General features: G+C 35.2%; 23 protein-coding genes. 2 read left to right on the forward strand and 21 right to left on the reverse strand.

Annotated elements, in window-relative coordinates:
* Positions 1 to 70: 70 nt before the first annotated feature.
* The 14 genes from BN2390_RS09230 to BN2390_RS09295 all read right to left on the reverse strand — a co-directional run bounded on the left by BN2390_RS09230 (position 71) and on the right by BN2390_RS09295 (position 13,228).
* Entirely contained in the window at positions 71 to 793 is a 723-nt protein-coding gene (locus BN2390_RS09230) for an amino acid ABC transporter ATP-binding protein (RefSeq protein WP_053984064.1), read from the reverse strand.
* Positions 790 to 1,539, reverse strand: a complete 750-nt coding sequence (locus BN2390_RS09235) for an ABC transporter permease subunit (protein WP_053984065.1) — start codon at positions 1,537 to 1,539, stop codon at positions 790 to 792. Before BN2390_RS09235 ends, BN2390_RS09230 begins: the two co-directional genes overlap by 4 nt.
* Before the next feature lie 9 nt (positions 1,540 to 1,548).
* Complete coding sequence (locus tag BN2390_RS09240; protein ID WP_053984066.1) at positions 1,549 to 2,370, reverse strand: transporter substrate-binding domain-containing protein; 822 nt, start codon at positions 2,368 to 2,370, stop codon at positions 1,549 to 1,551.
* Positions 2,363 to 2,809 (reverse strand): MarR family winged helix-turn-helix transcriptional regulator, encoded by a 447-nt coding sequence (locus tag BN2390_RS09245; protein ID WP_053984067.1) that lies wholly within the window; start codon positions 2,807 to 2,809, stop codon positions 2,363 to 2,365. The genes BN2390_RS09240 and BN2390_RS09245 overlap by 8 nt, the downstream gene beginning before the upstream one ends.
* A 203-nt stretch (positions 2,810 to 3,012) precedes the next feature.
* Positions 3,013 to 3,939 (reverse strand): ABC transporter permease, encoded by a 927-nt coding sequence (locus BN2390_RS09250; RefSeq protein WP_053984068.1) that lies wholly within the window; start codon positions 3,937 to 3,939, stop codon positions 3,013 to 3,015.
* Between the two features lie 10 nt (positions 3,940 to 3,949).
* Positions 3,950 to 5,023: an ABC transporter permease gene (locus BN2390_RS09255; protein WP_242847658.1), complete on the reverse strand. Its 1,074-nt coding sequence runs from the start codon at positions 5,021 to 5,023 to the stop codon at positions 3,950 to 3,952.
* Complete coding sequence (locus BN2390_RS09260) at positions 5,016 to 6,572, reverse strand: ABC transporter ATP-binding protein (protein ID WP_053984069.1); 1,557 nt, start codon at positions 6,570 to 6,572, stop codon at positions 5,016 to 5,018. Before BN2390_RS09260 ends, BN2390_RS09255 begins: the two co-directional genes overlap by 8 nt.
* A 37-nt stretch (positions 6,573 to 6,609) precedes the next feature.
* Positions 6,610 to 7,740, reverse strand: coding sequence for a BMP family ABC transporter substrate-binding protein (locus tag BN2390_RS09265; RefSeq protein ID WP_053984070.1), 1,131 nt, complete (start codon positions 7,738 to 7,740; stop codon positions 6,610 to 6,612).
* Positions 7,734 to 9,059 carry an amidohydrolase gene (locus BN2390_RS09270; protein WP_053984071.1) on the reverse strand — a complete coding sequence of 442 codons (1,326 nt, stop codon included), beginning with the start codon at positions 9,057 to 9,059 and terminating at the stop codon, positions 7,734 to 7,736. The genes BN2390_RS09265 and BN2390_RS09270 overlap by 7 nt, the downstream gene beginning before the upstream one ends.
* A 255-nt stretch (positions 9,060 to 9,314) precedes the next feature.
* Positions 9,315 to 9,857: a phosphodiesterase gene (gene yfcE / locus BN2390_RS09275; protein WP_053984072.1), complete on the reverse strand. Its 543-nt coding sequence runs from the start codon at positions 9,855 to 9,857 to the stop codon at positions 9,315 to 9,317.
* A gap of 24 nt (positions 9,858 to 9,881) precedes the next feature.
* Positions 9,882 to 10,649 (reverse strand): sugar phosphate isomerase/epimerase family protein, encoded by a 768-nt coding sequence (locus BN2390_RS09280; protein ID WP_053984073.1) that lies wholly within the window; start codon positions 10,647 to 10,649, stop codon positions 9,882 to 9,884.
* Between the two features lie 13 nt (positions 10,650 to 10,662).
* Positions 10,663 to 11,034, reverse strand: a complete 372-nt coding sequence (locus BN2390_RS09285; RefSeq protein ID WP_053984074.1) for a TfoX/Sxy family protein — start codon at positions 11,032 to 11,034, stop codon at positions 10,663 to 10,665.
* A 135-nt stretch (positions 11,035 to 11,169) separates the two neighbouring features.
* Positions 11,170 to 12,870, reverse strand: coding sequence for an FAD-dependent oxidoreductase (locus BN2390_RS09290; RefSeq protein ID WP_053984075.1), 1,701 nt, complete (start codon positions 12,868 to 12,870; stop codon positions 11,170 to 11,172).
* Positions 12,871 to 12,910: 40 nt separating this feature from the next.
* Positions 12,911 to 13,228 carry a rhodanese-like domain-containing protein gene (locus tag BN2390_RS09295; RefSeq protein WP_053984076.1) on the reverse strand — a complete coding sequence of 106 codons (318 nt, stop codon included), beginning with the start codon at positions 13,226 to 13,228 and terminating at the stop codon, positions 12,911 to 12,913.
* 170 nt (positions 13,229 to 13,398) lie between these two features.
* Here BN2390_RS09295 and BN2390_RS09300 point away from each other — a divergent pair, with 170 nt between their 5' ends.
* Positions 13,399 to 14,082, forward strand: coding sequence for a Crp/Fnr family transcriptional regulator (locus BN2390_RS09300; protein ID WP_053984077.1), 684 nt, complete (start codon positions 13,399 to 13,401; stop codon positions 14,080 to 14,082).
* A gap of 52 nt (positions 14,083 to 14,134) precedes the next feature.
* Here BN2390_RS09300 and BN2390_RS09305 read toward each other — a convergent pair whose 3' ends face one another.
* The 3 genes from BN2390_RS09305 to BN2390_RS09315 all read right to left on the reverse strand — a co-directional run bounded on the left by BN2390_RS09305 (position 14,135) and on the right by BN2390_RS09315 (position 17,854).
* Positions 14,135 to 14,704, reverse strand: coding sequence for a YeeE/YedE thiosulfate transporter family protein (locus BN2390_RS09305; RefSeq protein ID WP_053984078.1), 570 nt, complete (start codon positions 14,702 to 14,704; stop codon positions 14,135 to 14,137).
* Position 14,705: 1 nt separating this feature from the next.
* Entirely contained in the window at positions 14,706 to 15,290 is a 585-nt protein-coding gene (locus BN2390_RS09310) for a YeeE/YedE thiosulfate transporter family protein (protein ID WP_053984079.1), read from the reverse strand.
* 89 nt (positions 15,291 to 15,379) lie between these two features.
* Complete coding sequence (locus tag BN2390_RS09315) at positions 15,380 to 17,854, reverse strand: CoA-disulfide reductase (RefSeq protein ID WP_053984080.1); 2,475 nt, start codon at positions 17,852 to 17,854, stop codon at positions 15,380 to 15,382.
* A 231-nt stretch (positions 17,855 to 18,085) separates the two neighbouring features.
* Between BN2390_RS09315 and BN2390_RS21695 the strand changes: the two genes are divergently transcribed.
* A complete protein-coding gene (locus tag BN2390_RS21695; protein WP_154668813.1) occupies positions 18,086 to 18,241 on the forward strand; it encodes a DUF6132 family protein in 156 nt (51 codons plus the stop codon).
* Positions 18,242 to 18,283: 42 nt separating this feature from the next.
* Here BN2390_RS21695 and BN2390_RS09320 read toward each other — a convergent pair whose 3' ends face one another.
* The 4 genes from BN2390_RS09320 to BN2390_RS09335 form a co-directional block, all read right to left on the reverse strand.
* Positions 18,284 to 20,188 carry a proline-rich domain-containing protein gene (locus tag BN2390_RS09320; protein WP_053984081.1) on the reverse strand — a complete coding sequence of 635 codons (1,905 nt, stop codon included), beginning with the start codon at positions 20,186 to 20,188 and terminating at the stop codon, positions 18,284 to 18,286.
* 74 nt (positions 20,189 to 20,262) lie between these two features.
* Positions 20,263 to 20,568, reverse strand: coding sequence for a hypothetical protein (locus tag BN2390_RS09325; RefSeq protein ID WP_053984082.1), 306 nt, complete (start codon positions 20,566 to 20,568; stop codon positions 20,263 to 20,265).
* Between the two features lie 229 nt (positions 20,569 to 20,797).
* On the reverse strand, positions 20,798 to 21,520 hold the full coding sequence (locus BN2390_RS09330; protein WP_053984083.1) for a response regulator: 723 nt from the start codon (positions 21,518 to 21,520) through the stop codon (positions 20,798 to 20,800).
* Positions 21,513 to 24,185, reverse strand: a complete 2,673-nt coding sequence (locus tag BN2390_RS09335) for a sensor histidine kinase (protein WP_053984084.1) — start codon at positions 24,183 to 24,185, stop codon at positions 21,513 to 21,515. The genes BN2390_RS09330 and BN2390_RS09335 overlap by 8 nt, the downstream gene beginning before the upstream one ends.
* Positions 24,186 to 24,317 lie beyond the last annotated feature (132 nt).

Here is a 24,317-nt window from a genome sequence, read left to right on the forward strand (position 1 = left end):
TATACTAGAAAATATTCATCTATCTTACATCATATAAAAAGGGACTGTGCTTAACAGTCCCTTTTATCATCTATTTAAATGTAATCTTATTAACAAACTCTTGAATACGACTATTTTCATGTGCAAAGAGTTGCTCGATTGGCCCATGTGCAAGAATTCCCCCCTCTTCTACAAAGAGATAATAGTCGGCAAAACGTCTTGCAAAGTTAAGTTCATGGGTAACAATAATCATATCAGTTTCTTCTTTCATATGCATTAATGTCATCATCACCTCATAAGCTAACTCTGGATCTAATGCACTTGTTGGTTCATCTAGCATTAAAAGCTTTGCACCTGTAATCAATGCTCTTACAATAGCTGCCCTTTGTGCTTGTCCACCACTTAACTGATGCACTTTTTTATCTTTATGTTCTAATATACCTACTTTATTTAACCATTTCTCGGCAAGAGTTGTAGCTTCTTTTTCATCCATTTGATACGTGTAGATTAGATGAATGGTCACATTTTGTAATACTGTTAAATTAGGAAAAAGATTATCATGTTGAAAAACAAAGCCTATTTCATGAAGATAGCTTTTAGGATCTTTTAATCCTACAATCTCTATTTCGTTTACTTTTAAAGAACCACTATCCGCTATTTCGATAGTCCCAAGAAGTTTAAGTAAGGTACTTTTCCCTCCACCACTTGGTCCAACAATAGCAAGGGTATGGATATCTTTTAAATCCAATGTATCAATATGAATGGCAGACTCTTTCCCATACGTTTTAATTAAATTTTGTATTTCTATATTCATCTTTGCACCACCTTTTTATTAAGCCAGTTTGCACAGATACTAAGTGGAATAGTAATAGCTAAATAACCTATTGCAAGTAATACATAACCTGTTACAAACTCTAATGTTTTGGAGTTAAATAAGTTAATCATTTGCGTAAATTCTGGTACTGAAATCAATGAAAGAAGGGCTGTACTTTTCACCAATAACGCAAAGTGACTTGTAAGCGTTGGTAATGTTACTTTAATCATTTGAGGTAAAATAATTTTTATCATACAAATGTGCTTTGGTAAACCTAAAATATGCATCATCTTAAATTGCTGAGGTGAAATATCTTTATAAGCCCCTTCAAATGTTTTTGCAAAGTAGCAAGACATATACAAAGATAAAATCAATGTTCCACCAACAAGTGGATTACGAATCCCTATTGCAGACGTTAGGAAGAAATAAAGAACAATAATATGCACCATAAGTGGTACACCTAAAGCAATTTGTGTAAAGCAAGTATAAAAATAGTTCAACCATTTATGCTTAGAAATACTCATTGCAAATAATAAGCCACTAAAAACTAAACTTAGTATAAGTGAAATGATACTAATCCCTATTGTATAGAAATAGCCTTGTCCCAATAACCCTACATATTGTCCTAAAATGATACTATTAAATTTGAAATCTGGGTTTTTATAAATCACTAGCAAAAAGATCATATTAAAAATTGTAAAAACAACTAATAGATCCCATATTTTCTTTAATGTTTTTTCTTTCATACCTTCCTCCTAGAAGAAGTATTTAAGTCCATAAGACTCATACTTTTCTACATCCTCTTTTAAATATTTTTCACGCATTTTATCATAGAAGCCTTCTTCTTTAATCTCCATTAATGCTTGATTAATGGCTTGTTGTAAAGCTGTTTCACCTTTACGCATGCCTACACCCCAACCTTTTGTTCCTGGTAGAGGATCTAAGTTCAACTTAATTTGACTGAGATTTTTAGAACTTTCAATAAGACTTAATGGATCATAAATAAACGCTGTACTTTGTCCACCATTTACATCTAAAAGCCCTGCTGATACTTCTGTAAAACTTTTAATTTTAGCATCTGGCAAATTATTCATTGCCCACATCTCACCAATAGTTCCTTGCTTAACTGCAACTGTTACATCACTTCTATTTAAATCCTCATAACTATTCACATCTGAACCTTTATAAATCGCTAATGCAATATCAGAAGATGCATATTCCTCTGAGAAATCTATAGTCTCTAAACGTTCCTCGGTAATACTCATTGAGGAAATAATCAAATCAATATTTTGTGTTTGAAGTGCTGGTATGAGCCCTGCCCAATCTAAACTTCTAATCTCTATATGCTTTCCTAATTTTTCACCAAGCTTTTGTGCAAGTTCTACGGATACGCCCATAGGATTCCCATTAGCATCTACAGTCTCAAAAGGTGGGAATTTAAGCTCCATACCTACAATAAGTGTATCTTTATCCAGTGTAGTCGTTCCTTCCTTATGACGGGTTAATACATAAGTGTTAATTGCCACTAAAAACACAAGTAGCAAAGCAATCCTTATTTGATATTTTCTCTTATTCACGCTCTAGTCCTCCTTGTTGGCACGTTAAATTTTCGTACATCTTTATTAAGACTTTTCTAAAAAGAATCAGTTCTTCTTCTGTAATATCTTGATAAAGCTGTCTAAAAACGCTTTCTGTTATATGATTAAAGATAGGCTTTAACGCCTTCCCTTTCTCCGTAAGTCTGATTGGATTTGCTCTTTTATCTTGAATATCTGCCACTCGTTCCACATACCCCATCGCTATAAGTTTTTTCACTAGGGTTGTAACAGTAGAAGGATCTTTGTTAATTTTCTTAGCCAATTCTTTCATAGTTTGAGTTTCATGCTGAAAAAGATGTACCATAATATCTCCATGAGAAGGCACAATACCTTCTACTCCTTCACGCACTAAAGCTTCTGTAATATAACGTTGTATCGCATGTCTTACCTGACTAATAAGACGTAATGTATTATCCATTTTAATTCCTCCATCACAAAATACTTGGACATCAAAACTTATATTACTTGGATACCCAATTATTGTCAAGTTTTTGTTCTGATTTTGCTCCGTACTTTATCCCCAAAGATGCTCATACCACCTTTTCTACCCTTATCTTCAAGATAAATTGCTTATTTATAAAAAATCCCCCTTAGATTGTAAGCCTATCTAAGGGGAATTTTTTAATCTATTTTTTTCTTTTCTTCTTTCTTACTTTGTCTTGCTGTGTAAATTACATAGATAATAATAATCGTTAAGTAAGGAAGCATTTGAATAAATTCTATTGGTAAACTAAAGCCTTGTAAGTAATTGGATAAACTCTCACTAAATCCAAAGAGCATAGATGTAAAGAGTCCAACGATGGTGTTTCCTGCTGCCATTGCTTGTGTTGCAAGAGCTACGTAACCACGTCCTGCAGTCATTCCTGCAGAGAAGAGCTTAACATATCCCATAGATAAGAAAGCACCACCAAGGGCTGCTAAGATCCCACTAAGTGTTAAGGCGATATAGCGCATTTTATTTACAGAAATCCCTACTGACTCTGCTGCTTCTGGAGATTCTCCTACTGCACGAATACGCATCCCAAGAGTTGTGTACTTAAACATTGCCCAAATAGCTACTACTAGAATCAATCCGATATACGTTAAAATGTGGTGTCCTGATAAGATGCCACCAATAACAGGTATATCTTTGATAATAGGAATTTCTATACTTGGTAATACAAGAGAATTTAAAGAAGTTGAAGCGCCTTTATCTCCTGTTAAAAGGTAAAGTCCAAATACTGTACCACCGGATGCCATTAAGTTTAAGGCAATCCCTGAAATAATAATATTTGATTTTAGCTTAAGTGCAAAGTAGGCTAAAATATTACTCATAATGACTCCCATAAGTACAGCTCCAAATAAACCTACCCATGCATTTTGAGTGAGTGCACTCACTACAACGCCCATAAAAGCTGATGCAAGCATTGTTCCTTCTAAAGCAATATTACTTGCTCCAGAACGTGAAGCAATAATTGCCCCTAGCGTTGTAAGAAGTACTGGAGTGGTCGAACGTAACATAGCAAAATAAAAATCTTGGTTGGTAAAAATATCAAGTAAATCGTTCATGTCCGCCTCCTTATGATGAATAATTTTCTAGTGCTTTTTTAGATTCTTGACGCTGTTTAACAACATAGAGGAATCGCTCCGCTGTAATCAATAAGATAATGATTCCTTGAATAATGGCAATAAGCTCATTAGGTACGTCACTCTTTCTAGACATAATATCTGCCCCTACACGGATATAAGCTAAAAAGAAGGCTGCAAACGGTACAAACTTTGGATTGTTACCCGCAAGTATAGCAATAATAACGCCATCCCAAGCATAAGTCGGTGCATCTGCCCAACCAAATCGTGTATACATTCCTAGTTTTTCACTAGCACCGCCCATACCTGCAATGGCACCTGCTAACATTTGTGTCATAATAATGACTTTAGCTGTATTAATTCCTGTATGCTTAGCAAATTCTAAGTTACTTCCTACAAGGCGAATTTCATACCCCCACTTTGTCTTATACACAAAGATATAAAGAAGAATCCCTACAATAAGCATTAAAACAAATCCCCAATGGAGACGTGTACCTTCTACAATCTTACCAAGACTTGCAGTCTTTTCAAATTTCAAAGATGCAAAGTTTCCTGCTTGGCGGTCAATGATAAAACGGTTTACCACATAAAGACCTGAGTAGAAACATACATAGTTTAGCATGAGAGAAGTTACAAGTTCATTAGACTTATACTTTACTTTTAATAGTGCTGGAATTGCACCAATTAAACCACCTACTACTGCTGCTACTGCAATAGCTACAATAGGATGAATCCCTGCAGGTAGTGGTAGCTTAATAGCAATAACTGAAGCTACAACCGCCCCTAAATATAATGAACCATCTGCTATCATTGAAAAATTGCCTGATTGATAAATTAAACTTAGTGCAAAACCTGTAAAGGCAAGTGGTGTTGCCATTTCTAATACATTAAAGAAGTGACGCTTTGAACCAAGTGGGCCTGTAAATAACGCACTTAGTGCCTCTACTGGTGTCTCACTGACTAAGAAAACAATTGCTGTAGATATAGCAAGTGCAATGGCAATTGCTACAGACAGTCTTAGTGCATTAAAACTATTTTTGTCAAACCAATTTTTTATATTACTCACTGTATGCACCTCCAATAATTTCTGGTGCATCTACTTTAACACCTAACATATAAAGTCCTAAATCATTTTCTGTTACATTTTTTACATCTTCAATGTAACCTACGATCTTACCTTCATTCATAACAATAATTGTATCACTTAGTGATAAAACTTCACCTAAGTCTGCAGATACAAGTAAGATTGCTTTTTTTCTAGCACGTAACTCTATAATTTTGTGACGAATAAACTCAATGGCGCCTACATCAATCCCACGTGTTGGCTGATTAATAATGAAGAGCTCTGGATCGTATACATATTCACGCCCAACAATAAGCTTTTGAATATTTCCTCCAGAAAGTTCTTTAATACTTTGTTTACTTGAACTATGCTTTACCTTAAAGTCTAAAAGAATCCTATCTGTAAAAGCTTTAATTTTTTTAGCATCTAACAAGCCAAATTTACTCACTTCATTTGTACGATAGACTTTTGAGATGGCATTATCCTCTAAAGATAATTTAGGTGCTGCTCCAAATACCATACGATCTTCAGATACATGAGATAAACCAACTTGTTGACGCTTTAAGATATTCATATGAGAAATATCTTCACCTTTAAGTGTAATCATTCCTTGATCTTGTTTTAAGCTTCCAACGATTGTTTCAATAAGTTCTGACTGACCATTGCCATCAATCCCTGCAATACCAAGTATTTGTCCTTCTTTTACACTAAAAGAAATATGGTCTACCTTTTTCTTTCCAAATTTGTTTGTATACGTTAAGTCCTTAACATTTAAAACGCTTTTTCCAAACTTAGATTCTTCCTTTGGAATATCTAAGCTGACATCACGCCCTACCATAAGACGTGAAATCTCTTGTTCTGTTAAGTCACTCACCGGATGTGTCCCCATTGTTTTACCATCACGTAAAACAGTTAGACGGTCACTTAAAGCTTTTACTTCATTTAACTTATGTGAAATAAAGATAATCGTATGTCCTTTTTCACGAAGTAATTTAAGCTGTTCAAAAAGTTCATCTGTTTCTTGTGGTGTTAAAACAGCTGTTGGCTCATCTAAAATAAGAATTTTAGCACCTCTATAAAGCGCTTTTAAAATTTCTAATTTTTGTTTCATTGCCAGGGAAATATTGGCTACTAACTCTGTTGCATTCACTTCTAAGTTATAACGTTTTGAAAGTTCTTCCGTAATTGCAATAGCTTGTTTACGGTTAATGATGCCTGCCTTTTTAGGTTCATGTCCAAGGACTAAATTCTCCGCAACAGTAAGAGATGGCACCAACATAAAATGTTGATGAACCATCCCAATTCCCTTTTCTATCGCTTGTTTTGAGGAAGTAAAGTGCACTTCCTCACCTTTTACATAGATTTTACCGCTTGTAGGTGCGTTCATTCCAAATAGCATTTTCATTAAAGTTGATTTTCCTGCACCATTCTCTCCAATAAGTGCGTGAATTTCACCTTCTTCAATACTAATATTTACCTCATGATTTGCAACTACTCCACCTGGGTAAACTTTAGTTAAGTCTTTCACTTCTAGTATTATTGGCTTTTTCATTTCATTCACCCCTATGCTTTGTAGTATACCTTCTTACTTATTGTACACTTTTGATAATTGCTTGTAAGTCTTCTTGAGACATACCTAGTGCTGTTTTAAGTTCTACTTCTCCATTAAGTAAAGCTTGCTCTACTTCTTCTACTTGTGTACGAATAGCTTCTGTTACAACAGCTTCATAGATTGCATTATTTGCAAGCCCTACAGCTTGATCTTTAAGCCCTAACTCTTCGTGTGCACCAAATGTTAAACCATCTTGAAGATATAATTCTACACCACGTGCAATCGATGTATCTAAGCGTTTAAGTGCTGAAGAAATGATATGGTTTGCTTCTTCTTTACCTTCATAAGCTAAAGCTTGATCTGAGTCTACACCGATAACATATTTTTTAGCTGATGATGCTGCTTCGATTGTACCTGTTGAAGCTGGACCTGCCGCTACGAATACAACATCTACACCTTTTGCATATTGTGCAAGTGTTAATTCTTTTGCTTTTGCTGTATCTGTGAATGAACCTACATAAGAAACTTCTACTTTCATTTCTGGATCAATAAATTGTGCACCTTGGATATACCCTACTAAGAAGTCATTGATAACTGGTGATGTATCACGTGCACCAACGAAACCAATTTTTTTGTCTGCATTAGCAAATTCCATATCTGAAGTTGTTGCAAGTGCAGCAAGTGCACCAGCTAAGAAACCAGCTTCATTTTGTTTATAACTCATTGAATATACGTTGTTTAAGTCATATTCATCATAAGCTACATCTGTATCAAACACGATGTATTTTTTGTCTTGGTATAAAGGTGCATTGTTTTCGATATGTTCTTTCATATCCCATGGACCTGTTACGATAATATCTGTATCTGATTCTGATACGTCAATAAGTGCTGGTTCAAATTTTGTTTTATCAAAACCAATTTCAATGGTTTCTGTTTCAACTTGATCACCAAATTCTGCTTTAATTTTCTCCATACCTGCTTGAGCTGAATCGTTGAATGCTTTATCTCCTAGAGAACCTGTTACTAAAAGGGTTACTTTTACTTTTTCACCTGTAGCTTCTTGACTTTCACCTGCTGGTGTTGTCCCTTCACCACTGCTACATCCGACAAGTGTTGTTACCATCATCATACCTGCTAATAATAAACTACCAAATTTTCTGTTTAACATTTTGTGTCCTCCAGTTTATACATTCTAGTTTGATTTAAGTTTTCTAATGTTTTAAGATATTCATCTCTTGTAAAAATTGGCTTAAAGTTTTCTTTAATCTCATAAACCTTTTGCCCTTTATCACTTAATAAGTCTACAATCGTACCAATGAAATAGTAAATTGGAATATTGTAAGCCATATTAGCATCTTCTGTTTGGAAATCCTTGCCGTGCATTGTTCCTACAAATCCACCTGTTCCAATTTCAACAGTTGGAATAATCATAGAAATATCTCCCATGTCACCAGAAGCAAATCCATGCCCATCTCTTAAAATACGTTCTGCCTGAATATAGTGACGCATATTATCTTCAACTACTTTAGTCAGGTTACGATCTTGTCTTAATGGGAAGTAACCAGGTGTATCTGTAATTTCTACATCACATCCTATAGCAAGACCACCCGCTCTTAGAGCACGGTCTACTTTCTCATTGGCATTCATAATCGCCTCTACAGATTTTCCACGTATGTACATATCTAATGTAGTACGCTCCGGAATGGTATTAACAGATTGTCCACCTTCAACAAGCATAAAGTGTACACGAATGGCATCTTCTTCTTTAAATGTTTCCCTTAAGAAGTTAATCCCTGTCATTGCTAAGTTCGCTGCATTTAAAGCATTAATTCCTTGTGATGGATTAGCACCTGCATGAGCTGCCTTACCATGGAATACTGCACGTTTTTTAATAAATCCATTTAATGTTGCATCTATTTCTGCATCATATGGCATGCCTGTTCCAAGTGTATGACAAGATAGAACTAAATCTACATCTTCAAATACACCCAAATGAATCATTTCTTGTTTTCCAGATGCATATTTGATTTTACCTTGTGCCATGAGCTCATGACGATAATCAAAGTCTACAAACTCTTCTGCTGGTGTTCCAATAAAGCTCACTTTACCGCCTAATGCTTCCACAATGCCTGCTTCTTTAATGGTTGCTAGTACACCTAACATAACACCTATTTGTGCGTAATGCCCACATGTATGTGCACCGTTGTCTTGTGGATTGCAGTAAGGATGTCCATTAGTTGGTACTGCATCTAAATCGCATACTAAACCAATATGTGGACCTTCCTTTCCACTATCTATTGTTGCTATAATCCCTGTATAAGCAACTTCTTTTGTATAAGGAATATTGTAAGCTTCTAAAAACTTTATAATTTCTCCTACTGTTCTTACTTCTTTATAACCTAATTCTGGATTTTTAAAAATTTCTTCAGCTATATCAACTACTTTTTCAATAATCGGCATAGCTACTTGTTTTGCATTTGTTTTCATGTCAAATCTCCTTCTAAGTCTCCTATGCTAAATGCTTTTTCCGAACTTTCATCACTTCTAAGACAATAATATTCGATTTTTATATTATAGGCAATACCTTTTTGTGCTCTTACAAAAAGTTCCTTTTTTATACATTTTAGTTATTTTTTAAGAATAATATAATTCTTTTATTTCTTATCTTTATTGTTTGTCTATTTCCAAACAATAAAAAACCAACAACTTCTCTTACCTCAAAAGAAATTGTTGGTTTTAGTCTTATATCATTAAAGCCTTTAAACATTCGCCGTCTAATGTGTAAACTTCTAACTTCCTATTTTCATAAAGTGCATAAGTTGCTGGACGCCCTTCTTTCGGTAAGCTAATAGAGCCCGGATTGCATTGAATAACGCCTTCCTTTTCTTCTATTTCCCAAAGATGTGTATGTCCATAAAGGAATACATCTCCTTGATTTAATACAGGAAGCTGTTCTGGGCTATAGTGATGTCCATGAGTCGCAAAAAGTTTAATGCCTTGGTCCATAATGATTGTATACTCAGCAAGACATGGGAAGTTTAGCACCATTTGATCTACTGTTGCATCACAGTTTCCTCCCACACATACAATTTTATTTTTATAAGTATTAAGAAGTTCTACCACTTCTTTTGGATTATGCCCTTCTGGCAGAGGATTACGTGGGCCGTGATACAATACATCACCTAATATAAGCATTAGATCACAATTTTTTTCTTCAAAAATCTCTAACATTCTTTTGGTACAGCTACTTGATCCGTGTATATCTGAAAAAATTAAGTATTTCATTGATTTCTCCCTTCAATTCTTTATTTACTTGCTCATCAACTTATTGTGTACTAACCAGTCTAGTGACGCCCTTAAGGCTTGTTCATCAGATACTTCTAAACTCCAATGTGCATGAGGTGCCTTTTCTTTTAATAATTTCAAAATCATTTCCATAGGAATCGTACCTTCTAGTAATCCACCATGGGCATCACGACTTTTATCATTATTATGGAGATGAACATAGCCTATACGTTCCCCTAATGCTTCTATCCATTCTTCTACTGGGTAAGGACTATAAGCATGTACATGTCCTACATCCAGGCATATTTTTAAACTAGGATGATTAATCTCATCGATTAACCGTTGCATCAACTTCCAATCTAAATCTAACACATTCTCAATATAAACTGTAAAGTCATCTGGCTTATCTTTTAAAAAGGCTCTCCAAAAATCTATTACATTCTGAAACCAATACTGATCTGGGTAAGTATTGGGCATATATCCTGTATGGAAAATCATTTGATTCACACCAAAACTTAAGGCCGCTTCATAGGCTGCTTCAAATCTTTCTTTTACCAATGCTTGTACTTTAGCATCACAACTTCCTGGTAATAAATCTAGAAATGGCCCATGAAAAGTAAGTGGTGTGTCTAATGGTAGTTCTAAAAACGCCTTTTGATAATGCTTAATTGAGGTCTCTAAATCATCTAGAATATAGCCAATACTAAAGCTAATCACTTCTAATCCTATAGCATACTCCTCCAGTATTTTTATCAACCTGGGTGTTTCTAATAACTGTGAAATATAGATCATATTATACCTCCATTTAAATTAAAGGTAACCTTTCTTCTTTAATCTTTTTACTTGCCTTTTGCTTTTTAGGTTTTGGAAAAGGCAACGCTTCATAAGTTGCACCCATAAAAGCTCTTACAAATACTTCTTCTTCAAAATCATCTAATATAAAGTGTGATTTTGCCCCTGGATAAGGACTTCCCTCTATTATTTCATGATTATATTGTTCAAGTATTTGTCGACCTTCTTGTGTGGGTTTTACAAACAGTTGATCCTCACAGATTAATGCAAAAAATTTTCCATTGCAGTATAAACCATATTCTCCGAACATTCTCTTAAAAGTAATCTCTCCTGCAACCTTTAACTTTTCACATACATACTTTACAAATTCTACAGATGAAGCCATCTACTTTCCTCCCTTCTTTAAACCTAGTAAAAATTCCCTCTTGTATATGTTCTATAATAAACCTTGTCATACTATGCGTAAAGAGGTGAATATAAAAAGAAGATCACTACACTCGGTGTAGTAACCTTCTTCAAACTATTTAAAATTATATGCTGTAACAATGGGTTCTCTTCCTGTTTGCTGATCTTTGAAACATTCATAAGCACAAATGCCTAAAAATCCTCCTGTTACATTTACTACATTGTTAAACCCTCTTTGTTCCAATGCCAATACGGCATTATAACTACGTTGACCCGTTCTACAGTGAATATATACTGGCTGATCTTGTGGGATTTCATCTAGACGTTCACGTAATTCACTCAGTGGAATATTTTGAACACCTTTTAAATGACCTAATTTGTATTCTCCAGGCTCTCTTACATCTATAAATGTTGCACCACTTTCTAAGAGTGGTCTTACATCATCTACCGAAACTTGTTTAAAGTCTCCAGCCAATAAGTTGCCTGCAATAAGCCCTGCATAATTGACAATGTCTTTTGCCGTACCAAATGAAGGTGCATAACAAAGCTCTAATTCTTTCAAATCATAGACTGTGCCACCAAACTTAATCGTTGTAGCAATGACATCAATACGTTTATCTACATTGCCTTTTCCAACTGCCATAGCACCTAATACTTTACCACTTGGCACTTCAAAAAGGAGTTTGAAGTACATCGGATGACTGTCAGGCATAAGCCCCACTTTATCACCTAATATAAAGTACACTTTATCATATTGAATATCTAAGTTTAAGGTTTCAATTAATCCTTCGTTAAGTCCTGTACTTGCTCCATTGTAATCAAATACTTTAATTGCAGAACTTCCTATATAGCTCTGTGGTACGACCTTTTTCCCATGAATGGCATTTGCCACGAGACGTGCTTCCTTTTGTGCTGGACCAGCTAATGTTAACTTTGTCTTTTGTCCTGTTAACTCATGTGTAACTTCTATGGCATCTCCTATGGCATAAATATCTGGATCATTTGTCTCATAAAGGTCATTTACCTGAATAGAACCATTTGTACTTACTTCTAAACCTGCCACTTTAGCCAGCTCACTCTCTGCCTTAACCCCCACTGCCATAACAACTGCTTCTGCCTCTATCACTTCACCTGAACTAAGAACAACTTTTCCCTCTTCAAAATGGCTTACTGGTTGCCCTAAGACTAAATGAACTTTATGGTCCATTAATACTTTATGGAAAATTTGAACAATATCTTCATCAAAAGGTCTTAAAATTTGTGTTGCCGCTTCTATAACCGTTACTTCATACCCTGCTTCTTGTAAATTTTCTGCAGCTTCTATTCCAATAAATCCACCACCAATCACAGTGATTTTTTTCACTTGGTGTGCGGATATATATGTTTTAAGCTTCTCAATATCTACCACATTACGTATGGTAAAAATAGGTAGTGTATTCATTCCTTTAAATGGCGGTACAACAGGCTTCGCACCTGGAGATAGAATAAGTTTATCATATGTTTCTGTATACTTTTCTCCTGTTACATGGTTCTTAACGGTAACTGTTTTCTCTTTACGATTAATCCCTATCACTTCCTGATTAATACGTGCGTCTATATGATATTGCTTTTTAAATTTATCTGGATTCATTAATACAAGTTTACTTGCTGGTTCAACGATTCCACTTAAATGATAAGGGAGTGCACAGTTTGAAAAAGAAACATGCGGTCCCTTCTCAAACATAATAATTTGATCTGTTTCACCTAAACGACGTAATCTTGCAGCTGCTGAAGCACCACCTGCAACACCACCTACTATGACTATTTTTTTGCTCATTCTTATTCACTCCTTTAATGTTAAAATCTTTAACCTTTTATTATTTTGTATATTTACCTCCATAAGCACCATAGCCACCTTTTACATTAATCACGTTATAACCCACCTTTTTTAAAGCAGATGTGGCACGTGCACTTCTCATACCTGATTGGCACATTAAATAATAAGTTTGATCCTTTTTTAAATACTTATCTGGATGCTCTAATAAATTTCCCATTGGAATATTCGTAGCTGTTTGGATGGTTCCAAACCTCACCTCACCTGGTTCACGTATATCTATTAAATTAATTTTTCCAATTAAATCGTCTAATTCATTTACAAAAATAGTATGATGATCTTTCTTTAAAAATGAAAACATTTTGTTTCCTCCTCTTGTATTGCTGCTCTAATGTAACCTTAATATATCTTCATTATAACGCCATTTATAAATGTTGTATGTGACACAGTCACTAAGTTCTATTGAAGGCTAGCATAAAAACTTTTTTCCTTTTATACTATATCTATAAAAAGAAGAAAGGTAGGCCTATTATGATTTCTCAAGAAGATCAAAGTTTTTTAGTTCAACATTTAAGTTTTTGGGGGCATCTCACTCCTAGCCAACAAACTTTACTTTTTGAACACACCCATTTGGTTCATTTTTCAGCAGGGCAGACACTACATAGTGGTGATAAGGATTGTATCGGAATTATATTAATCAAAAACGGTTCTTTACGTACTTATATGCTTTCCGAAAAAGGTAAAGATATTACACTCTATCGCCTTTTTGGAGGTGATTTATGTACCCTTTCTGCTTCATGTATTTTAAATCATATTACTTTCGATGTGCATATTGATGCAGAAGAAGATACAGAGGCCCTACTCATTCATACTTCTATTTTCTCTCAACTTATTAAAGAAAATATCTATGTTGAAAACTTTTCTAACAAAACCACTGTGGAACGTTTTTCAGATGTGATGTGGGCTATGGAACAAATGCTCTTTATGAGTTTTGATGAACGCTTAGCACTCTTTTTACTTGATGAATCGGCAAAATGTGGATGTCCTACTTTAAAGTTTACCCATGAACAGATTGCTAAATATATTGGCAGTGCAAGAGAAGTTGTTTCTAGAATGTTAAAATACTTTGAGCAAGAAGGACTTGTAAAACTCTCTCGTGGTGGCGTAACTATTACAGATAAAGCTGCTCTTAAACAACGCTTTTTCACACATTAATCTTACAATAAGCAAAAGGAGTTTAGTAATCACTAAGATTACTAAACTCCTTTTAATTTTTATTTTTTGTAAAGGGATGAAGTGGAAGGCTTACTGCAATCAACATAAATAAGATGCCTATTCCAAGTAATCCACTATACCCTATGCTAAATACTGATGGGAATTGATCTGATATATTAAACCATGTAAGTTTACCTAAACTCATTGTATCAAATAATCCCATATTTTTGAGTGGCCCATAGCTTATTGAAAATACAAATGCACCTATGAGTCCCCCTAATACTGCCACAATCGCTTTTTTGAATCCGCCACTAGAGGTAGCTACTACACAAGTTCCTGGACATGTTCCTAGTCCACCAAAACCTATACCAAAAATGAGACCACCAATAACGACGCCTAAATGTGTAGATTTAATACTTAAATGAGAAGGATCAAAAATCCCCACTAAACTTGCAATAGAAAGAAGAACACTTGCAAATCCTATTGCAAAGAAAATAATTTTCATTAAGCTTAAGTCTTGAAAACGTAACATGCTTAAAAGTTTTTGTGGATTAGATGCACCAACATAATAAAGTACAGCGCCGAATAATCCTCCTAAAATAACTCCAAAAAAGATATTCATCTTATCGCCCTACCTTTCTTTTATTGTACGCATCCACAAGTAAAGCTGTTGGAATGGCTACAGCAAATACAGCACCAGCAAAAATATAACCACTTACACTACCTTGCATCATACCGCTCATCATATGTCCACTTGTACAACCATCTGCCATTCTAGCGCCAAATAAGATTAAAAAACCACCTATAAAACTTGGTAAATAGAGTCTTATAAAGCTTTGTTTTAAACTTGGAATATTTTGCTTTTCTCCTATGTTTGCCATATGCGAAGGTTGCTTCTTACGATTAAGAAGATAAGCCATATAAGCCCCTAATGGCATAGCTAATACAAAGACAAAATCATAATTCCAAGGATTTTTGATATGCCCTGCTAATTTTCCTTCACTCTTGTCATAGTAGGCATTACTACTTCTATAACCACTTTCACGAGTAGGGTCTGCTGTAATCACATTGGGCTCTATGGTACTATGTACCATACCACTTAATACACTAAATTGTGTTGAAACACCTACTGGTTTCATAATAAAAATTGCTAAGAAAAAAACAAGTCCTAATAAAAGGGCATTTTTTAGCCAACTGGAATCCTTCATTTAACATTCACTCCTTTAAATTTTATCCTAGCTTTATTATGCCCTTATTTCATCATTCATTCTGTAACTACATCACAATTCCTATTTATCTAAATAAATAAATTCAGACCTGAATCTTCTGCTGCTCCTAAGTAGGATGCTACTCCACCAATTTCTACCCCCTCAATAAACTCTTCTTTTTTAATACCCATTAAGTCCATACTCATGGCACAAGCAACTACTTTTACACCCATTTTAATAGCATTTTCAATTAATGTATCTAAGCTATCTACATTGTGTTTTTTCATAATCTGCTTGATCATAGCTGGTCCCATACCTCCCATATTCATTTTAGAAAGGCCTAATTTATCTGTATGACTAGGCAACATCATATCAAACATTTTTTCCATTGTATCTTTTTGCACTTTAGGTCTATCTTTACTTTTTAAAATACTAAGTCCCCAGAAAGTAAAGAACATAGTCACTTCTTTTCCCATAGAAGCTGCACCTGTTGCAATAATAAAAGAAGCTATGGCTTTATCCAAGTCTCCACTAAATACAACAAGTGTAGCACCATTTTTATCATTTGTTGCTACTGAACAAGATAGTGCCTGTGTTTTTTGTGCGCCTTTTTGAATCGTGGCTACAAAAGCTTTACGTTCCTTTACATACTCCGCTTTTAAAAGTGTATGATGGGTTTTTTCACACCACGCACCAATATCTTTTGAAAAGCCCGGATCACTCGCACTTACTTCTAACAGTTCTCCTTCTTCCATGGTATTCATCTGCTCAAATACTTTACGGATAGGTCCTGGGCATTGTAAGCCACAAGCATTCAATTGATACTTTGCTTCCATAGTTACATTCTCCTTTACATGCTCAACTTGACTTGGTGGATTGTTTTTTTCTTTTATTTGTTGTGCGTTGTAATCTTTTTCTCCACGTTGCATATATAAATAGGTTTTAATACCGCCATCAATATTTTTACACTTAAATCCATATTGACTTAATAATCTACACCCTACATAACCTCTTTGCCCAACTTGGCAAGTAACATAAATGATTCTATCTTTTGGAAGCTCTTCCATACGTTCACGAACTTGCCCCAGCGGCATATGAATTGCATCTGGTACTTCACCCGTTGCAAGTTCAAATTCTTCTCTAACGTCTAAAATAACACCTCCATTTTTCACAGCTTCATCTATTTCATCCCATTGTATAACTTCCACTAATCCATCTAAAATATTGCTCCCATAATACCCCATCATATTGACAGGGTCTTTAGCTGAATTATAAGGTGGTGCATAACATGGTTCTACATCTTGTAAATCATAAACTGTAAATCCAGCTTTAATAGCTGTTGCTAGTACATCAATACGCTTTTCTACACCTTCCATCCCTACACCCTGAGCACCTAAAACACGCCCCGTTTCTTTATCAAAGAGAAGTTTAAAAGCAATTGGGAAAGAACCTGGGTAGTAACCTGCATGAGAACCTGGATGAATGTGTAGTGCTTGATAATTTTTCCCTAGACGTTTTAATGTTTTTTCGTTATTGCCTGTTGTAGCAACTGTGTAATCAAAAACTTTGGCTACTGATGAGCCCAGTGTTCCTTTATAACGTTCCTTACGTCCACATAAGTTATTTGCAACAATATGTCCTTGTCTATTGGCTGGCCATGCTAATGGAATCATCACTTGTTCTCCACTTACAAAGTCATTTACTGCAACTGCATCACCTAGTGCATAGATTGACTCATCTGATGTTTGCATATAGTCATTGACAAGGATTGACCCACGTGGTGTCACTTCAAGTCCAGCTTCTTTTGCAAGACTCGTTTCCGGTGTTACACCAATAGAAAGAATAATAAAATCTGTTTCTATTACTTCACCATTTTGTAAAATAATCTTATTTCCTTCATCTTCAAATTCTTTTACACCGTTACTTAGAATAAGATGTACACCTTTATCTATTAAATGAGAGTGAATCATACTTACCATTTCAGGGTCTAATGGCGTCATAACCTGATTACTTGCTTCAACAAGTGTTAACTCTACCCCTAACTCATGTAAGTTTTCTAACATTTCAAGCCCTATAAAGCCACCACCGATTACAGTAACTCTTTTAGGTTTTTCTTTTTCAATATAGGCCTTAATGGCATCTGTATCTGGTATATTTCTTAATGTAAATAAATTTCTACAGGCCTCTATACCTGGAATCTTTGGAACAATAGGATGAGCACCTGGAGAAAGTACTAATTGGTCATAACTTTCTTCATAACTTTCACCTGATTGAAGATTTTTTGCAACGATCTTTTTACCTACTCGGTCAATGCTGACCACTTCAGTTAATGCACGTATATCTAAATTAAATTTATGGCTCATTTCTTCTACACTTTGTAAAATAAGCTGACTACGTTCACCAATAACATCACCGATATAATAAGGTAATCCACAGTTTGCAAAAGAAATATATTCACCTTTTTCAAATATAATGATTTCTATAGACTCATCTAATCTTCTAAGTCGAGCAGCAGTAGATGCACCACCTGCTACACCACCCACAATAATGACCTTTTTGCCCATATTTTCACTCCTATTCTTTATTATAACGTTACTTAAACGCTTATATTTGTATTGCTATTTCTTCAACTTTTTAATTTAAATGTATAAATCTATTTTAGCCATTTTTATTTTTATTTTCTGTGATTAAGTTACATTCAACACGTTTTCTCTGTAACTTAATTACAGAATTTCATCCATTTATCATCTATACTTGCCTTATTCCATTTTCAGACATTCAAAAGGAGCATTTCTATGTTACAGACATTAACTTTCCCATTAATAGGCGGCCTACTTGGTTTGGGCTATTATAAACTTATTGGCTGCTCCTCAGGTAGCTGTCCTATTACTTCTAGCCCTTATGCCTCTATTCTTTATGGCATCTTTCTAGGCATACTTCTAGCTGCTTAATAACTAAAAGGCAAGACTCTATTTAAGAGTCTTGCCTTTTAGTTAAAATTGAACACGTTGGCCGTTTATATAAAGATTGAATCCATTACTTTTAATTTGATTTAAGTCACCATCTAATGCTGTAATATAAGAATCCCCTGTAAGTGTCCATGTACTTGTGCCATCTATACTTACTTTAACGTTACCTCCATTACCTGTTTCATTAATGGAACCTGTAAATGCGGAGCCTTCACTTAAAGTCATATCCATTGTAGAAATCTCATCTACAATCATTTTTCCTTCTAATACTTGATGGGTTGCAATAACTGTTGCTTTACCACCATTGCTTCCTTTTGTTCCCCATCCTCTTGAACTTTCATTCCCTGCTATTTTAAGTAAAATGTCATTGGCAAGGTTAAGTTTCACATCAGATAATTCTATGGTACAAGTTGTATTGGTTACATAGAATAAGTCACCTTGTTTGGCTGTAATACTTCCACCTTTTGCTGTAAAAGTAGAGTGACCCATTTCTGCATCTCCAGACATACTTTGATAGATCATAATATTTTGGATATTCTCATTAGCTTCTAAATGATTGCTGTCCATACTTCCTACTACATTACAATTTTCAAGTCTTACAGAGTTTTTACCTTCTATTACAATAGCCTCTGAGTGATTTGCAGTTAAAGTTGCATCTGCTACAGATATATCTGCTGTACTGTAGATTGCAGGGCTTCCAGTACCATTGGTTGTGTAAGTCCCACCTTTGACATTTACAATACCGCCCCCACGGTCACTACGAATAGCCGCTGCTGACTCACCTTGGGTTTCAATATCTAAATGGGTTGCATGGGTTGTTCCACCACCTGTTGTTTGAATCCCACCTGAATTTCTGGCAGATGTACGAATAGTAGAATTTGAAATATTAACAGTGGTACCTTCTCCATAACTAAAGACACCATTACCATTTACAGTCTCAGTATTTACTGTTGCATTTTCAACGGTTACTTGTGCGCCATTGGTTGCAAGTAACGCAGCATTTTGGCCATAGAAGTCACCATTTTCTGTATTGGAAGATTCGCCTTCTAATTTCTCAACTTGAATGTCTTGCAAGACAACATTTGCCCCATCTACACGTAAAGCGTTTTCATCGTCTCCTGTTGAAGCATAGTGCTCATTACTTATACTTCCATCTGTATCAATAGTATGGGCTGATGTCCCCTGTGTAACCGTATGGCTGCCACCAAATCCACCACCCATTTGTAAGTTTTTTACTACAATACTTGTTGCTACATTGCCATCACCTAGGGCGATTTCTAGTACATCATTCACACCAATGTTATCCATTGTTCCTTCTTGTGTACCTTGTAACATCTCAATTGTAATCTTTGTCTGATCATCTACTGTAAAACTTATAGATTCACCCAGCTCATTAAATACTTTTCCACCCATAGCATTTTCACCTGGCATGCCACCTTCTGGTTTTGCTGGTACGCCTGCTTCTCCTGCTTGCGCTTCACCATCTGGTAAGGCTGGTGGCGTTTCTCCCGTTGGTGCTTCTCCATTCGGTAACGCTGGTGGCGCTTCTCCCGTTGGTGTTTCTCCATCCGGTAACGCTGGTGGCGCTTCACTTGTTGGTGCTTCTCCATTCGGTAACGCTGGTGGCGCTTCACTTGCCTGTACTTCTCCATCTGGTAAGGCTGGTGGATTTTCATCTGTTGGTGTTTCTCCGTTTGGTAAGGCTGGTGGTCCTGAATTTTCGGTTAGTTCGCCTTGTATGGCTGTTATAATATTCCCCTCAATACTTTGAACTTTAACCGTTTGCACTTGTTCTCCCCCTTGCTCTTCTTTTATTTTTGTTGTATCTTCGATTACTTTATATTCTTGGGCCTTTGTTGTATTACATCCTGTCAGTAAACTCGTCGCTATTACTACAGCTAACATCGGTTTTACATTTCTAAAGTTCATATTCATATACTCCTTTTCACTTCATTTGCTTACGAAAGCTTTATAAATAAGAGTTTAGTGTATTAACCTTAATGTTAGCTTAATCCCTTAACATTTATTTTTACACTATCTATCAGTTCAATTTCTATTATAATGCTATCAAGTACTTGCTTATCTCTTAACCGCATTAACCACTGCTTCTGCATATACGTCTTACAAGCTACTAGCCTATTTTGTGTTTCTTCTAATGCTATCCTTCTGGCTAATAAGTCACTTTCTATCTGTTTACTTGCATGATCTATTTTGATACAGCACACCTGTACCTCTTCTTCCATTTTTCTTTTTAATACACCTTTTTGGCACCAGCCCTTAGCTTCGCTTTCAATCCAATTTCTAAGCATCTCCTACCCACAGTTCTCGAATACTTTTTAATTATTTTCTCACAATCCATCATCTCTCACCCTTCTTTTTTAATAAGAAATGCCTATATATTCCTGTTTTATCTTTTCAAGGCATAAAAAATAGACATCCCCTTGTTATATAATGGGATGTCTTATAGGTCTTACAAGTGACATATTTCATTACTACATATATCCTATAATATAATTTTATACTCGTAAATATCTTCTATTAATTTATTTTATTTTTCTCTATTCTAACCATTCCATATCCAATGCCTATGCGGGTTTGAATATATTTTTCTTTTGTTTTGTCCTGTTCAATTTTCTTTCTTAGGGTCGCCATATACACTCTAAGAGATGATAAATCACTTTCAATAGCGTTAATCCAAACTTTATCCAATATGTATTGATGGGTTAAAACTTTCCCTACATTCTTAGCAAGTAAGCACAATAGGTTATACTCCATAGGCATCAGATGCACAACTTCTTCTCCAACCTTAACTGTTGCCGATGTATAATCAATAGATAAATCACCATTTTCAAAAATGGTTTCAACTTGAGTCCCCTTATTTTCTAAATACTGCAACCTACGAAGTGTAGAACGTATACGTGCAAGTAGCTCTTCTACACTAAATGGTTTCGTTAAATAATCATCTGCGCCTGCATCTAAGGCTTCTATTTTATCTTTATCATCACTTCTTGCGCTAATGACAATAATGGGTGCCACCGACCAGGTGCGAATTTTCTTAATCACCTCTATACCATCCATATCAGGTAATCCTAAATCCATCAGAAAAATATCAGGTTGATGAGAAACCGCTACTAACAGGGCCTCTTTTCCATCTGATGCAGTTTGATATTTATAATCTTGTGTATCTAGTGTTGTCATAATCAGATTACGAATAGGTGTATCATCTTCTACAACAAGTATGTCTAGTTTACCATTAACCATCTATTTGTACCTCCTCTTGCTTCAATGTAAATCTAAAAATGGTTCCACTTGGTTTATTATCATGAACTGAAATTTGCCCACCATGGGCTTCTATAATAGACTTGCATAAGGCTAGCCCAAGTCCCATACCTCTTCTACCATCTGCCACTGCTTGCCCAGATGTATAGAACATATCAAATAACTTAGCCTTTTCTTCATCTTTAATCCCTTTACCATTATCTATGACTTCAACGACAATCCACTCTCTTCGTTTCCTTGTACGAATTTGGATGGTTGTACCAGGTGCTGTGTATTTAAGGGCATTATCAATTAAATTAATAAACACTTGCACAATAAGCTTTGTATCCATCTTGACCATAAATAAATCATTTTCTTGATTCACAATAATCTTATGATCCGTTTTCTTTTTACTTAGATGTTGAAGTGCTTCTGCTATCACATCATCTAATAATTCTACTTGCAGATTAAGTGAGACTCTTCCATCTTCAATACGTGTAACAGAAAGAAGATTCTCTACTAAATTAATAAGCCACATCGCCTCTTCGTAAATATCTTCATAAAGTTCACTTTTATGTGCCTCATCTATTTTGTCTCCACTACTCATAAGTACCCCTGCATTTCCTGAAATACTGGTAAGTGGTGTACGTAAATCATGTGAGATGGATCTTAATAAATTGGCTCTCAATTGTTCTTTTTGAAGTTGCATCGCTGCTTCTTTTCTTTCCTTTATAAGGGCTTCTTTTTCAAGTGCTAAAGCACATTCATTTAAAATAGCTCCCATCAGCCCTTCTTGAAAAGCATCCATTGCCTTGTCTTTCATATCTATCCCAACAACACCAAAGACTTGCTCTCCACTACGTACGGCTAAATATAAATATTTAACACCTGGCAATGTACTTGTAGAAAATCCTGCATGCTTATTATTTTTGTAAACCCACTGGGCCACACCTAATTCTCTTTGATCGTAAGGAGATATTTCCTCTTCACCCCCCCACTTCCAAACAATAGGTTCTGGATGTATTTCAGGATTACCACTATAAAATAAAATATTTCTTTCTAAAAGTTCACTGAGCTGCTTTGCGGTATACGATACAATAGCCTCAACATCTACTGCTTGTTGAAACCTTTGACTTGTCTCAAGCAAAATTTCTGTTCGATAAGATTTCATGACTGCCTGTTTGGCTTGCTGCTTAATCTTTTGCATTAACGTTGTACTGATAAAAGCCATAATAAACATAATCGCAAAAGTAGCCATATAACCTGGGTCATATACTGAAAATGTTCGAATCGGTTCAGTAAAGCAATAATTAAATACAAATACACTTAAAATACTTGCAATGGTACTACATAGCCTATGCCTTGTAAAAAGAGATGTAATCATGACGCCTAATAAATAGACCATAATCAAATTGGCTTCACTAAATCCCCAATAAGCAAATAAATAAGAAATACCTGTAGATAATCCTAGAACAATCATTGAAATCAATATGTCTTGCATGATTAAATTCGTTTGATACTTGAAGCTTCTTTGACGTTTCTTAATATATTTTTTTTCGTAGCTATCAGGTATGACAAAAATCTCAATTTGAGGTGCTAATTTTGTTAACCGTTCTGAGAAACTTTCTTTCACTCCAAAACGTGACCTTTTTGTATAGGTTCGCCCAAGTACAACTTTTGTCACTTTTGCAGCCTTTGCATATTCTGCAATCTGCTCTACAATATCATTGCCATAAGAAGTGACAGTCTTGGCACCTAATTGCTCTGCAAGTCTTGAATGCCATCTTAACCGTTCTAAATCTTCATTTGAGAACTCAGTAAAGTCTGATGTCTCTACAAAAAAGGCTGTAAATTTACCATGAAAAGCACTTGCCATACGTGCAGCTTGACGAATAACTTTTTCATTGGAAGGTGAAGGTGATAGACAGATGAGTAAATGTTCCGCTGTACTTGATTTTTCTTGGATTAAGTTCACTCGGTCTGCCATTCTTCTTAAAGCTACTTCTCTTAATGCAATAAGATTTTCAACTGTAAAAAAGTTTTTTACAGCTTGGCTTGCTTGCTTTTCCTTGTAGATTTTACCTTGTTTAAGCCTTTCTAATAACTCCACAGGCTCTAAGTCTACTAACTCAACTTGGCTTGCACTATCAAATACAAAATCAGGTATGCGCTCCCTAACTACAATACCTGTAAGCCCTGCTACAATATCATTTAAGCTTTCTATATGTTGAACATTTACCGTGGTATATACATCTATTCCAGCCTTTAGAAGTTCCTCAATATCTTGATAACGTTTAAGATGCCTGCACCCCTCAGCATTGGTATGTGCCAGCTCATCTACTAAGAGTAGTTGGGGCTTTCTTTTAAGCGCACCATCTAAGTCAAATTCTTTTAATAAGATATTTCTATATTCAATTTCAAGACAAGGTAATCTTTCAAGTCCTTCTAATTGAGCCATAGTTTCAGGTCTAGTATGAGGTTCAATATACCCTGCTACAACATCTATACCACTTTCTTTTGCTGCGTGAGCAGCTTCTAGCATCCCATAGGTTTTACCTACGCCTGCTGCATAGCCGAAGAATATTTTTAGCTTTCCACTATGTTTTTGCTTTTCCTCTTGTTCTAATTTTTTTAAGATTTCGTCTGGATTACGCATCCTTTCATTCATTGCATTCCCTCTATTCCTAACATCATCTATCTATCTATCTATCTATCTATCTATTATTTATGTATGCTCTACTTTATCATATATAATGGAGGTATTATATTATTCCATATAATACCTCCATTATATCAATTT

It is taken from the genome of Niameybacter massiliensis (assembly GCF_001282685.1).
Classification (GTDB): Bacteria; Bacillota; Clostridia; order Lachnospirales; family Cellulosilyticaceae; genus Holtiella; species Holtiella tumoricola.

What these genes read in the sequence shown, in the direction of transcription:
- BN2390_RS09230 (WP_053984064.1), bottom strand. Translation starts at nt 793, where the DNA reads ATGAATATAGAAATACAAAATTTAATTAAAACGTATGGGAAAGAGTCT.
- BN2390_RS09235 (WP_053984065.1), bottom strand. Translation starts at nt 1,539, where the DNA reads ATGAAAGAAAAAACATTAAAGAAAATATGGGATCTATTAGTTGTTTTT.
- BN2390_RS09245 (WP_053984067.1), bottom strand. Translation starts at nt 2,809, where the DNA reads ATGGATAATACATTACGTCTTATTAGTCAGGTAAGACATGCGATACAA.
- BN2390_RS09250 (WP_053984068.1), bottom strand. Translation starts at nt 3,939, where the DNA reads ATGAACGATTTACTTGATATTTTTACCAACCAAGATTTTTATTTTGCT.
- BN2390_RS09260 (WP_053984069.1), bottom strand. Translation starts at nt 6,572, where the DNA reads ATGAAAAAGCCAATAATACTAGAAGTGAAAGACTTAACTAAAGTTTAC.
- BN2390_RS09265 (WP_053984070.1), bottom strand. Translation starts at nt 7,740, where the DNA reads ATGTTAAACAGAAAATTTGGTAGTTTATTATTAGCAGGTATGATGATG.
- BN2390_RS09270 (WP_053984071.1), bottom strand. Translation starts at nt 9,059, where the DNA reads ATGAAAACAAATGCAAAACAAGTAGCTATGCCGATTATTGAAAAAGTA.
- yfcE (WP_053984072.1), bottom strand. Translation starts at nt 9,857, where the DNA reads ATGAAATACTTAATTTTTTCAGATATACACGGATCAAGTAGCTGTACC.
- BN2390_RS09280 (WP_053984073.1), bottom strand. Translation starts at nt 10,649, where the DNA reads ATGATCTATATTTCACAGTTATTAGAAACACCCAGGTTGATAAAAATA.
- BN2390_RS09285 (WP_053984074.1), bottom strand. Translation starts at nt 11,034, where the DNA reads ATGGCTTCATCTGTAGAATTTGTAAAGTATGTATGTGAAAAGTTAAAG.
- BN2390_RS09290 (WP_053984075.1), bottom strand. Translation starts at nt 12,870, where the DNA reads ATGAGCAAAAAAATAGTCATAGTAGGTGGTGTTGCAGGTGGTGCTTCA.
- BN2390_RS09295 (WP_053984076.1), bottom strand. Translation starts at nt 13,228, where the DNA reads ATGTTTTCATTTTTAAAGAAAGATCATCATACTATTTTTGTAAATGAA.
- BN2390_RS09300 (WP_053984077.1), top strand. Translation starts at nt 13,399, where the DNA reads ATGATTTCTCAAGAAGATCAAAGTTTTTTAGTTCAACATTTAAGTTTT.
- BN2390_RS09305 (WP_053984078.1), bottom strand. Translation starts at nt 14,704, where the DNA reads ATGAATATCTTTTTTGGAGTTATTTTAGGAGGATTATTCGGCGCTGTA.
- BN2390_RS09310 (WP_053984079.1), bottom strand. Translation starts at nt 15,290, where the DNA reads ATGAAGGATTCCAGTTGGCTAAAAAATGCCCTTTTATTAGGACTTGTT.
- BN2390_RS09315 (WP_053984080.1), bottom strand. Translation starts at nt 17,854, where the DNA reads ATGGGCAAAAAGGTCATTATTGTGGGTGGTGTAGCAGGTGGTGCATCT.
- BN2390_RS21695 (WP_154668813.1), top strand. Translation starts at nt 18,086, where the DNA reads ATGTTACAGACATTAACTTTCCCATTAATAGGCGGCCTACTTGGTTTG.
- BN2390_RS09320 (WP_053984081.1), bottom strand. Translation starts at nt 20,188, where the DNA reads ATGAACTTTAGAAATGTAAAACCGATGTTAGCTGTAGTAATAGCGACG.
- BN2390_RS09325 (WP_053984082.1), bottom strand. Translation starts at nt 20,568, where the DNA reads ATGCTTAGAAATTGGATTGAAAGCGAAGCTAAGGGCTGGTGCCAAAAA.
- BN2390_RS09330 (WP_053984083.1), bottom strand. Translation starts at nt 21,520, where the DNA reads ATGGTTAATGGTAAACTAGACATACTTGTTGTAGAAGATGATACACCT.
- BN2390_RS09335 (WP_053984084.1), bottom strand. Translation starts at nt 24,185, where the DNA reads ATGAATGAAAGGATGCGTAATCCAGACGAAATCTTAAAAAAATTAGAA.